The 11372-nt window shown below is 67.4% G+C and carries 9 protein-coding genes; 1 reads left to right on the top strand and 8 read right to left on the bottom strand.

All coding sequences use genetic code 11. The annotated features are described in order from the left end of the window. From AB4Y99_RS08220 to xdhA, 7 genes are all read right to left on the bottom strand, one after another. On the bottom strand, positions 1–927 hold a 927-nt coding region (locus AB4Y99_RS08220; RefSeq protein WP_441522969.1), incomplete at its 3' end, for a BMP family ABC transporter substrate-binding protein. A gap of 33 nt (positions 928–960) precedes the next feature. Then, positions 961–1827, bottom strand: a complete 867-nt coding sequence (locus tag AB4Y99_RS08215; RefSeq protein WP_441522968.1) for an ABC transporter permease — start codon at positions 1825–1827, stop codon at positions 961–963. A gap of 17 nt (positions 1828–1844) precedes the next feature. After that, a complete protein-coding gene (locus tag AB4Y99_RS08210; RefSeq protein WP_441522967.1) occupies positions 1845–2660 on the bottom strand; it encodes an ABC transporter permease in 816 nt (271 codons plus the stop codon). Then, on the bottom strand, positions 2653–4209 hold the full coding sequence (locus AB4Y99_RS08205; RefSeq protein ID WP_441522966.1) for an ABC transporter ATP-binding protein: 1557 nt from the start codon (positions 4207–4209) through the stop codon (positions 2653–2655). The genes AB4Y99_RS08210 and AB4Y99_RS08205 overlap by 8 nt, the downstream gene beginning before the upstream one ends. Then, positions 4193–5035: a xanthine dehydrogenase accessory protein XdhC gene (gene xdhC / locus AB4Y99_RS08200; protein WP_441522965.1), complete on the bottom strand. Its 843-nt coding sequence runs from the start codon at positions 5033–5035 to the stop codon at positions 4193–4195. The genes AB4Y99_RS08205 and xdhC overlap by 17 nt, the downstream gene beginning before the upstream one ends. Then, positions 5032–7374, bottom strand: coding sequence for a xanthine dehydrogenase molybdopterin binding subunit (xdhB, locus tag AB4Y99_RS08195; protein ID WP_441522964.1), 2343 nt, complete (start codon positions 7372–7374; stop codon positions 5032–5034). The genes xdhC and xdhB overlap by 4 nt, the downstream gene beginning before the upstream one ends. Further along, positions 7367–8857, bottom strand: coding sequence for a xanthine dehydrogenase small subunit (gene xdhA, locus AB4Y99_RS08190; protein WP_441522963.1), 1491 nt, complete (start codon positions 8855–8857; stop codon positions 7367–7369). The genes xdhB and xdhA overlap by 8 nt, the downstream gene beginning before the upstream one ends. A 117-nt stretch (positions 8858–8974) precedes the next feature. Between xdhA and guaD the strand changes: the two genes are divergently transcribed. Further along, the gene (gene guaD / locus AB4Y99_RS08185) at positions 8975–10300 is read left to right on the top strand and encodes a guanine deaminase (protein ID WP_441522962.1); all 1326 of its coding nucleotides are present in this window, start codon (positions 8975–8977) and stop codon (positions 10298–10300) included. A gap of 148 nt (positions 10301–10448) precedes the next feature. On the opposite strand, the gene AB4Y99_RS08180 is transcribed toward guaD, so the two are convergent. After that, a complete protein-coding gene (locus AB4Y99_RS08180; RefSeq protein WP_133562009.1) occupies positions 10449–11306 on the bottom strand; it encodes a D-amino-acid transaminase in 858 nt (285 codons plus the stop codon). Positions 11307–11372 lie beyond the last annotated feature (66 nt).

Raw genomic sequence — 11372 nt, 5'->3', positions numbered from 1 at the left:
GTCGGCAGCTGCGCGGGCAGCCGGCGTGATCGCGTCGTTATAGGGCGCGAGCTTGACGAAGCCGTCCTTGATGCCGCCCCAGACCGCGCCGCTCTTCCAGGTGCCGTCCATCACGTCCTTGACGCGCTTGATGTAGTAGCCCGACCAGTCGTCGACGATGGCCGAGAGATGCGCCTTGGGCGCGAAGGCCTTCATGTCCGAGGCCTGGCCGAAGGCGTAGACGCCGCGCTGCTCGGCCGCCTGGAGCGGCGCCGCCGAGTCGGTGTGCTGGGTGATCATGTCGGCGCCCTGGTCGATCAGCGCCTTGGCGGCGTCGGCTTCCTTGGCCGGGTCGTACCAGGTCGAGCACCAGACGACCTTGGTCTTGAAGTTCGGGTTCACCTTGCGCGCCGCCAGATGGAAGGCGTTGATGCCCATCACCACCTCGGGGATCGGGAAGGAGGCGACATAGCCCGCCTGGCCGGTCTTCGACATGTGGCCAGCGATGGTGCCGATCACGGCGCGGCCCTCATAGAAGCGCGCATCATAGGTCGCGACGTTTTCGGCGCGCATATAGCCGGTGGCGTGCTCGAAATGGATCTTCGGGAACTGCTTGGCGACCTGGATCGTCGGGTTCATGAAGCCGAAGGAGGTCGAGAAGATCAGCTGGTTGCCGGCCTGGGCGAGCTGGCGGATGGCGCGGGCGGCATCCGGGCCTTCGGCGACGTTCTCGAGGAAGCTCGTCTTGATCTTCGAGCCATATTCCTTCTCGATCGCGAGCCGGCCCTGATCATGCGTCCAGGTATAGCCATGGTCGCCGATGGGGCCGACATAAACGAAGCCCACGCCGAGCGGGGCCTGCGCCGAGGCGCCACGGCCCAACAGCGGTAGCGTCGAGGCCGCGGCGGCGCCGAAGGTCAGCCGGCGGCGGGTGATGATGCTGGTCATGGTCCTATGAACTCCCCGTTGTCGGTTGCGGCGTCAGGACGCCGTGAAAGGTTTGCCGAGGCAGGCCGGTGCGTCGAGCCGGCCGGTCTTTCGTCCTAGCGACATCATGGTCAGAACTGCAATGGTCGCAAGGTAGGGGGCCATCGCCAGCACCTCCGGCGCGAGCCAGCTCACGCCGGCGGCCTTGGCCTGCAGCTCCAGCGTCATCACCGCGCCGAAGAGATAGGCGCCGAGCAGCAGCCGGCCCGGCTTCCAGGCCGAGAAGACGACGAGCGCCAGCGCGATCCAGCCACGCCCCGCGGTCAATCGTTCGGCCCACATCGGCGTCAGCGCCAGCGAGAAATAGGCCCCGCCCAGCCCCGCCAAGGCGCCTCCGAAGGCGACCGCCGCATAGCGGATGGCGACGACCGGGTAGCCGATGGCATGTGCGGAAGCGTCGTTCTCGCCGACCGCGCGCAGGATCAGCCCCGCCCGCGTCCGGCGCAGGAAGTAGCTCACGCCGGCCACCAGCGCGAGCGAGAGATAGACGACGACGTCCTGCCCGAAGACGATGCGCAGGATGGGATGTTCGGACAGCGCCGCCGGGAAGATCGGCCCGAGCCGCTGCACGGTGCGCCCGACGAAGCCGGCGCCGATCAGCGAGGAGGCGCCGATGCCGAAAATCGTCAGCGCAAGCCCGGTCGCGACCTGATTGGCGGTGAGCGACAGCGCCAGCACCGCGAAGACCATCGCTGCGGCGACACCGGCAAGGATGGCGGCCAGCAGCCCCAGCGCCATGCTGCCGCTCGAGAACGCGACGGCGAAGCCGGCGACCGCGCCGCATAGCATCATGCCCTCGACGCCGAGATTGAGCACGCCGGATTTCTCTGCGACGAGTTCGCCCAACGAGGCCAGCAGCAAGGGCGTCGAGGCCGCGATCAGCGTCGGCCGAACGGTCCGGCCGCCTCGAACAGCCCGGCCAGTCCCGCGAGGCCGCCGCTGAGCAGCATCGTCGCCCAGGTCGTGCGCGCCGCGCTGAAGCCGCCGTGGCGGGCTGCGGCCGGCGCGAGGCCCACGACCTTTACCGCATAGCCCGCCGTGGTCTTCTCCATCAGTAGCCAGGCGACGACAGCCAGCAGCAATGCGACGGGAATGCCGAGATGGACCAGCGAGCCCTCGATCACCGTCGGCAAGGTCTGGTCGGCGGTGAACATGCGCGTCTGCGGAAAATTGAAGCCGCCCGGGTCCTTCCACGGTCCGCGCACCAGGAAATAGAGGAACTGCACCGCGACATAGGTCAGCATCAGGCTGGTCAGGATTTCGCTGACCTGCAGCTTGACGCGCAGAAGGGCAGGGATCGCGGCCCAGGCCATGCCGCCGAGGATGCCGGCCAGCACCATGGCGGGCAGGATCCACCATCCGGTCATGTCATAGGTCAGCAGCGCGACGCCGGTGCCGGCGATGGCGCCCATGACATACTGCCCCTCGGCGCCGATATTCCAGACATTGGCGCGGAAGCCGATGGCGAGCCCGAGCGCGATCATGACGAGTGGTGCGCCCTTGACCCCGATATCGGCCCAGCGCTGCGGCTCCAGGAAGGGCGTCAGGAAGATGCTCTCGACCGCATGGAAGCCGTCATAGCCGATGGCGGTGAAGACGATCATGCCGGTGAGCATCGTCAGCCCGATCGCGATCAGGGGGCTCAAGACCAGCATCGGCAGGCTCGGCTCGCGGCGGCGGCGCCATTCAAGCATGCGCCGCTCCCACCTGCTCGCCAGCGCCGTGAATTCCGCCCATCATCATGCCGATCTCGTCGATGCCGAGGCTGGCAACCGGGCGCGGCGCCGAGAGCCGGCCTTCGTTGATGACGCAGAGCCGGTCGGCGAGCTCCAGCAACTCGTCGAGATCCTGCGAGATCACCACGACGGCCGAGCCCTTTGCGGCGAGGTCGACGAGCTCCTGCCGGATCGCGGCGGCCGCACCGGCATCGACGCCCCAAGTCGGCTGCGACACGACGAGCACGGCGGGCTGCTGGCCGATCTCGCGACCCATGATGAATTTCTGGAGGTTTCCGCCCGAGAGCGAGCGAGCGAGCGCGCCATTGCCGGTGGTCCGGACATCGAAGAGCTTGATGACGCTGTCGGCGAAGCGGCCGACGGCACCGCGGCTGATGAAACCGTGCGGTGCCAGCGGCAGCCGGTGGCGCGCGGTCAGGACGCCGTTGTCGGCGAGCGAGAAATCCGGCACGGCGGCATGGCCGTTACGCTCTTCCGGCACGCAGGAGAGGCCGAGCGCCCGGCGCGCGCCGGCACCTTCGAGCCCGACGGCCCTGCCGTCGAGCCGAATCGCCTCAGGCGCCGCAGCCAGCCGCTCGCCCGAGAGCGCCGTCAGAAGTTCCGCCTGGCCGTTGCCGGCGACGCCGGCGATGCCGAGGATTTCGCCCGCCCGCGCCTCGAAGGAGACACCCTTGAGATCGGTGCCGAAAGGCGGCTCGCCCGGCAGCGAGAGCCCGCTGACGGCGAGTCTGACCGCGCCGGCTTCCTTCGTCTGGCCGTGCTCGATCTTGCGCAGCTCCGCGCCGATCATCAGTTCCGCCATCCGCCTGGTCGTCTCGACCTTCGGATCGCAGGTCGCGACCACGCGCCCGCCGCGCAAAATGGTGGCGCTGTCGCAGAGCGCTTTGATCTCGTGCAGCTTGTGCGAGATGTAGAGGATCGAGCAGCCTTCCGCCGCGATCTGTCTGAGTGTCGCGAACAGGCGCTCGACCTCCTGCGGCGTCAGCACCGAGGTCGGCTCGTCCATGATCAGGAGCTTCGGCTTCTGCAGCAGGCAGCGCACGATTTCGATGCGCTGGCGCTCGCCGACCGAGAGCGTATGGACCTCGCGCTCGGGATCGAGCGGCAGCGAATAGGATTGCAGGATCGCGGCGACTTGGCTCTTGAGCTCTTCGCGATCGACGGCTTCGTCGAGCCCGAGCGCGATGTTCTCGATCACCGTCATCGCGTCGAACAGCGAGAAATGCTGGAAGACCATGCCGATGCCGAGCTTGCGCGCGGCCTTGGGCGAGGGGATCGCAACCGGCGAGCCGTTCCAGCTGATCGTGCCCTCGTCGGCCTGCTGCACGCCGTAGATGATCTTGACCAGCGTCGACTTGCCCGCGCCGTTCTCGCCGAGCAGGGCATGGATTTCGCCGGGTTGGACGCTCAGGCTGATGTCCTCGTTGGCTTTGACGCCGGGAAAGCTCTTCGAGATATGGGCGAGCGCCAGCCGCGGCGGCACATCCTGCTCACGCGGCTGATTCATGTCGCGACCGTCTCCCTTTCGCCGGCTCCCGGCGGCCAAGCAAGCAACGCACCAGCTCGGCTGCCGTCAAGGCCGCGATCACCTCCGGCCGCTTGTCGTCCACATCCGAACCGCCGATCGGGCAGGTCAGGCGCGAAAGTGTCTCCCGCCGCCCGCCGGCGCGCAGGAAGCTCGCCTCGAAACGGGCGCGCTTGGTCGCGGAGCCGATCATGCCGACATAGGCCGCATCACCCCGCGCCAGCGCAGCCTCCGTCAGCCGGTAGTCGAGCGCATGGCTGTGCGAGAGGACGACGAAGGCGGCGTTTGCCGGAGCGTCCGCGACCGCATCGACCGGATCGGCCATGCGGATGCAGGTGACGGCCGCCGGCAGCCCGCTCATGACGTCGTCGCGGTCGTCGATCAGCGTCACCGTAAAGGGTAGGGCGGCAAGCGCACGGGCAAGCGCACGGCCGGTATGGCCCGCACCGAAGATCAGGACAGGCGGTCTCGCTGCGACCTCGGCCTTCTCGCGGGCGACGATCAGCGCGATGTCGGCGGCGACGAGCCGGTGCAGCGACACGCGCACCCGCCCGCCGCAGCACTGGCCCATCTGCGGGCCGAGCGGGATGTCGAGGATCTGGTCCGGCGAAGCCTCGCTCAACATATGGCGGGCGAGGTCGATGCAATGGAATTCAAGCTGCCCGCCACCGATCGTTCCGGCGATGGCACCTGGGCTGACGGCCATGCAGGCGCCGGCCTCGCGCGGCGTCGAGCCTTCCGCAGCCTCAATCCGGACGAGAACGATGCCGTCGCGCTGATGGGCTGTGAGGAAAGCGGCGAGGGTCATCGCGTGGCCTCCGCCCTGACCCGCTCGACCGCGTCCAATACGCGCTCCGGTGTCGCGGGCGCATCGAGGCGCGGACAGATGCGATGGTCCCCGATGCTCGCCACCGCATCCGACAGCGCATGCAGAACTGAGATCGCCAGCATCAATGGCGGTTCGCCCACCGCCTTGGAGCGATGGATCGTCGGCTCGCGGTTCGGCGCGTTCTCCAGCAAATGCACGTTGAAGATGCGCGGCCGGTCGGAGGCGACGGGAATCTTGTAAGTGGACGGCGCATGGGTCCAGAGCCGGCCTTTTTTATCCCAGACCAGCTCTTCGGTCGTCAGCCAGCCCATGCCCTGCACGAAGCCGCCCTCGATCTGGCCCTTGTCGATCGCGGGGTTCAGCGATTGCCCGCAATCATGCAGGATATCGACCCGCTCGACCCTGTACTCGCCGGTCAGCGTGTCGATCGCGACCTCGGCCGCCGCCGCGCCATAGGCGAAATAGTAGAACGGGTGGCCGCGTCCGGCCTTGCGGTCCCAGTGGATTTTGGGCGTCGCGTAAAAGCCGGTCGCGGAGAGCTGGACGCGGGCCATATAGGCGGCCGCGATCAGGTCCCTGAAGGCGATCTCGCGGGGGCCAACCTTCACGCGGCCCGGCAGGAAGGCGATGTCCTCCGCCTCGACCCGCCAGTGTTTCGCGGCAAACTCCGCCAATCGCTTCTTGATCGTCTCGCAGGCATCGAGCGCCGCCATGCCGTTGAGGTCGGAGCCGGAGGAGGCGGCGGTGGCCGAGGTATTCGGCACCTTGCCGGTGGTCGTCGCGGTGATCTTGATCTGGTCGAGCCCGATGCCGAAGGCCTGCGCCACCACCTGCGCCACCTTGATATAGAGCCCTTGCCCCATCTCGGTGCCGCCGTGGTTCAGCGCGACCGTGCCGTCGGTGTAGACATGCACCAGCGCGCCGGCCTGGTTGAACCAGGTCGCGGTGAAGGAGATGCCGAATTTCACCGGCGTCAGCGCGATGCCGCGCTTGACGATGGGGCTTTTTGCATTGGCCTCCCGGATCGCCGCCTTGCGTGCCTGATAGTCTGAGCGCCGCTCCAGTTCTGCGATTACCTCGGCTGCGATATTGTCCTCGACCGTCTGGTGATAGGGCGTGATATTGCGCTCGGTCTCGCCATAGAGATTGCGCCGGCGCACCTCCAACGGGTCGAGCCCGGTGGCATAGGCGACCTCCTCGATGAAGCGCTCGGCGCCGACCATGCCTTGCGGACCGCCGAAGCCCCGGAAGGCGGTGTTCGAGCAGGTGTTGGTGAACAGCGGCTCGGAGCGGGCGCGCACCGCCGGGTAGAAATAGCAATTGTCCATGTGGAACAGGGCGCGGTCGGTCACCGGCCCCGACAGATCGGCGTTCCAACCGCAGCGCGCCGCATAGACGGCGTCGAGCGCATGGATGCGGCCCTCGTCGTCGAAGCCAATCTCATAGTCGCAGACGAAGTCGTGGCGCTTGCCGGTGATCGCCATGTCGTCGTCGCGATCGGGCCTGAGCTTCACCGGACGCTTCAGCTTGCGGGCGCAGAGCGCCGCGACGCAGGCGAAGAGATTGGCCTGCGTCTCCTTGCCGCCGAAACCGCCTCCCATGCGCCGCACCTCGACGGTGACCGCATGCGAGCCGACGCCGAGCACGGCGGCGACCATGTGCTGGACCTCGCTCGGATGCTGGGTCGAGACGAGCACGGCCATGTCCTCGTCCTCGCCGGGGATGGCGAGCGCGATCTGGCTTTCGAGATAGAAATGCTCCTGCCCGCCGATCGCCATCGTACCTTTGAGCCGGCGCGGGCTCGCGGCCATGGCCGTCGCGACATCGCCGCGTTCGAGCTTGAGCGGGTCGGTGACGAGCCTGCCGCCGGCCGCACGCGCGGCGGCGATGTCGAGGAGGGGGGCCTCTTCGGTGTACTCGGCCTTGGCCAGCGCTGCGGCCAGACGTCCCTGCTCGCGCGTCTCAGCCACCACTGCGAAGAGGGGCTGGCCGTGGAACAGGATCCGATCGGTCGCGAAGACCGGCTCGTCATGGCGATGCGTTGAGGAGATGTCGTTGGCGCCGGGAATATCGGCCGCCGTCAGCACCGAAACGACGCCGGGCGCGGCACGCACCGCATCGAGATCGAGCGAGGTGAGCTGCCCATTGGCGATCCCGCTCAGGCCGAGATAGGCGTGAAGCAGGCCTTCCGGCGCGGCGATGTCGTCGATGTAGAAGGCCTCGCCGGCGACATGCTTGGGTGCGGAGTCGTGGATGCGGGCACTGCCGACCGGCCCGGTCTCGGGGACGATGTCGAGCTTGCGGCGGGCGTCAGCCATGGGCGGCCTCCGCGAGCAGGCCGGCGACGCGTGTCTCGGTTTGCGGCTGTGTCGTCTCGATCAGGAAGCGCCGCAGCAGGTTGCCGGCGATCTTGAGCCGATAGTCCGCCGAGGCACGCATGTCGCTGAGCGGCGTGAAGTCCCGGGGCAGGGCGGCGATGGCCGCCTCGACGGCGTCTTCGTCCCACGGGCGGCCGATGAGCGCCGCCTCTGCCGCAGCCGCCCGCTTCGGGATGCCGGCCATGCCGCCATAGGCCAGCCGCGCCTCGCTGATCGGGCCATCGGCATGCCGGGTCAGCCGGAAGGCGCCGCAGACGGCCGAGATGTCCTCATCGAAGCGTTTGGACACCTTCGAGGCATGGAACAGCATGCCTGGCACCAGCTTCGGCACCAGCACGGCCTCGACGAATTCGGCAGGGCGGCGATCCTGCTTGCGATAGTCGAGGAAGAAGCTTTCGAGCGGGAGAATGCGGCGTTCGACCCCGGCTCTGCCGCGCTGCGCCAGCACCAGCGTCGAATCGAGCGCGATCAGGGCCGGCGGCAGGTCGCCGATCGGCGAACCGTTGGCGATATTACCGCCGATCGTGCCGGCATTGCGCACCTGCTCGCCGCCGAACCGGCGCATCAGTTCGTCGAGTTGGGGCGAGAGGGTAGCCAGCGCGGCTCGGACGTCGATATGACCAGCCATCGCGCCGAAGCGCAAATGATCGCCTTCATCGGTGATCTCGCGCAAAGTCTCGATCCGCCCGAGATAGATCACCGGATCGAGCCGCTTCATCGCCTTGGTRACCCACAAGCCGACATCGGTCGCGCCGGCGACGAGTGTCGCCTGCGGATGCGCCGCGACGAGTTCCGCGAGTGCCTCAACGGTTGCGGGGGCGTAAAAGCGCCCGCCTTCGCCTTCAAGAGCCAACGTCGCGGCATCGTTCAGCGCTGCAAGTCGCGCTGCGATGGCCTCGCGCTCGCGCAGGAAGCGATCCGTCTCACGCGGGGCGATCTCATCCATGCGCCGCCCGGCCGCGATGATCGGCTCATAGCCGGTGCAGCGGCAGAGATTACCGGCGAGCGCATCCTCGATGCGCGCGACATCGGGCTCCGCCTCGTTCAGCCTGAGCGCGAAGAGCGACATCACGAAACCCGGCGTGCAGAAGCCGCATTGCGAGCCGTGGCATTCGACCATCGCCTGCTGGACCGGATGCAGGCTGCCGTCATCGCCCTTGAGGTGCTCGACGGTGAGGAGCTGGCAGCCAYCCAGCGTCGGCAGGAAACGGATGCAGGCATTCACCGCCTCGTAGCGCAGCCGCCCCCGGTCGAGCCGGCCGACGACGACGGTGCAGGCGCCGCAGTCGCCCTCGGCGCAGCCTTCCTTGCTGCCGGTCATGCGCTTATCGAGGCGCAGCCAGTCGAGCACCGTCAGTGTCGGATCGCAGCGATCGATCTCGACAAGCTCGTCACCGAGGAGGAAGCGCAGGCGTTCACGCATCCTGCCCGCTCCACTCGCAAAGCCAGTTCATGCCTCCAGATTAGGCACGATCCGTGCTTGGCCGGAAGCTTTGATTTGGTGCAGATGTGATGTGAATTTAAGCCGGAGCCGCCGATTGTGACCGCATCTCCTGTCATCCGTGCCTTGCGCGGTCGTCTGCTCTGGTTTGTCGGCGATCCGGAGGTTGCGGGTGAGGCGGCGTATCGCTTCGTCGAGGACGGTTTGCTCGTCATCGAGAACGGGCTGGTCAAGGCGGCCGGCGAGGCAAGCGCGCTGTTGCGGGCGCTGCCGGCCGATGCCGAGATCGTCGACCATCGCCCGCATCTGATCATGCCGGGCTTCATCGACGCGCACATCCACATGCCGCAGACGCAAGTCGTCGCCTCCTACGGCGCGCAGCTGATGGATTGGCTGAACAAATACACCTTCGTCGAGGAGCAGAAGCTCAGCCAGCAGGGCCATGCCGAGAAGCTCTCGCGCTTCTTCCTCGACGAGCTTCTGGCCAATGGCACCACCACGGCGGCGGTCTATTGCTCGGTCCACCCGCAATCGGCCGAGGCTTTCTTCGTCGAGTCCGAGCGGCGCAACACCCGCATGATCGCCGGCAAGGTGATGATGGACCGCAACGCGCCGGAGGCGCTGACCGACACGGCCGAGAGCGGCTATCGCGACTCGAAGGCGCTGATCGCGCGCTGGCATGGCAAGGGCCGGCAACTCTATGCGATCACGCCGCGCTTCGCGATCACCTCGACGCCGGAGCAATTGGCGGCGGCAGGGCGGCTGGCGGCCGAGCATCCCGATTGCCACGTCCAGACCCATATCGACGAGAACCGGGCTGAGATCGCCTTCGCCCGCGAGCTTTACCCGGAAGCCGCCGACTACGCCGACATCTACCGGCGCCACGGCCTGCTCGGCGCGACAAGCCTGATGGGCCATTGCATCCATATGACCCATAACGAATGGCAGGCCTTCGCCGAGACCGGCGCGGTCGCGGTCTTCTGCCCGACCTCCAATCTTTTTCTCGGCTCGGGGCTCTTCGACTGGGTCCATGCCCGCCAGCGCGGGGTGAAGGTGGCGGTCGCGACCGATATYGGYGGCGGSACCWSCTATTCGATGCTCCGGACGATGGCCGAGGCCTACAAGGTGCTGCAGTTGCAGGGGCAGTCGCTCTCCGCTTTCGCGGCGCTGCACGCCATCACACGCGGCAATGCGGCTGCGCTCGGCCTCGACCATCTCATCGGCTCGTTCGAGCCCGGCCGGGAGGCGGATGTCGTCGTGCTCGACACGGGCGCGACGCGGGCGATGGCGCATCGCATGGAAACGGTGCGCGATCTGGCGGAGGAGCTTTTTGTCCTCGTCACGCTGGGCGACGAGCGCAACGTTGCCGCGACCTATGTGATGGGAGAGTTGGTCGCGGGCGCGTCATTCGCGGGCGGCGCCTGACGGCCTCTTGTTTGCCACGGAAACGCGCCGTCATTCCGGGCTTGACCCGGAATCCATCGTAGAGCGCAGCGTCCCATGATGGATTCCGGATCGGCGCCGCTATTGCGGCTTGTCCGGAATGACGGCGGTTTTTGATCCCGGCGGGGGCTCAGCCCAGCACGCCGCCCTTGCGGGCGAAGTCGATATAGATCTCGCGCAGGCGCAGCGTGGTCGGGCCCGGCGCACCATTGTGGATGGTGTGGCCGTCGATCGAGCTCACCGGCATCACCATGCTGGTCGCCGAGGTGATGAAGGCCTCCTCGGCGTCGAGCGCCTCGGCGAGCGTGAATTCGCGCTCCTCGAAGGTGAAGCCGGATTCGGCGATGAAGGCCAGCACCGCCTTGCGGGTGATGCCGGGCAGGACCTTGTGCGAGAGCGGGCGCGAGATCAGGGTCTTGCCCTTGACGATCCAGGCGGTGGAGGAGGCGCCTTCCGTCACCACGCCGTCCTCGATCATCCAGGCTTCCTGCGCGCCGGCCTCGGCGGCGATCTGCTTGGCCAGCACCGGCGCGAGCAGGTTCACGCTCTTGATGTCGCGGCGGACCCAGCGCAGGTCCGGCGTCGAGACGACCTTGATGCCGGTCTTCACCGCCGGCGCGTTCACGAAATTGCGGGCCTGAGTGAACATCACCAGCGTCGGCTGGGTGTCCTTCGGGAACGGGAAGTCGCGATCGGCCGCGCCGCGCGAGACCTGCAGGTAGATGCTGCCTTCGTCGAGGCCGTTGCGCTTGATCAGCTCTTCATGGATCGCGACCAGATCGGCCTTCGACCAGGGCAAGGCAAGCTGGATCTCGCCGCAAGAGCGTTCGAGACGGGTGAGATGCGCCTCGCAATCGACCAGCTTGCCGCCGATCACGGCCGAGACCTCGTAGATGCCGTCGCCGAAGATGAAGCCGCGATCGAAGATGGAGATCTTTGCCTCTTCCTCGGGAAGATAGGCGCCGTTGACATAGACGATGCGGCTCATGGAATGCGGACTCTGCTAGGGGGACGGAAAGCCGTTCCTTCCTAGCGAAACCGCGAGCCGGGCGCG

This window comes from Allobosea sp. TAB14, assembly GCF_052113865.1.
In the GTDB taxonomy this organism is placed as follows: domain Bacteria; phylum Pseudomonadota; class Alphaproteobacteria; order Rhizobiales; family Beijerinckiaceae; genus Allobosea; species Allobosea spartocytisi.
This window is presented reverse-complemented; position numbering and strand designations above follow the sequence as displayed.

Bases quoted from the DNA above. Each gene is read 5' to 3' on its own strand.
- AB4Y99_RS08210 (WP_441522967.1), bottom strand. From the start codon at position 2,660: ATGCTTGAATGGCGCCGCCGCCGCGAGCCGAGCCTGCCGATGCTGGTC.
- AB4Y99_RS08205 (WP_441522966.1), bottom strand. From the start codon at position 4,209: ATGAATCAGCCGCGTGAGCAGGATGTGCCGCCGCGGCTGGCGCTCGCC.
- xdhC (WP_441522965.1), bottom strand. From the start codon at position 5,035: ATGACCCTCGCCGCTTTCCTCACAGCCCATCAGCGCGACGGCATCGTT.
- xdhB (WP_441522964.1), bottom strand. From the start codon at position 7,374: ATGGCTGACGCCCGCCGCAAGCTCGACATCGTCCCCGAGACCGGGCCG.
- AB4Y99_RS08180 (WP_133562009.1), bottom strand. From the start codon at position 11,306: ATGAGCCGCATCGTCTATGTCAACGGCGCCTATCTTCCCGAGGAAGAG.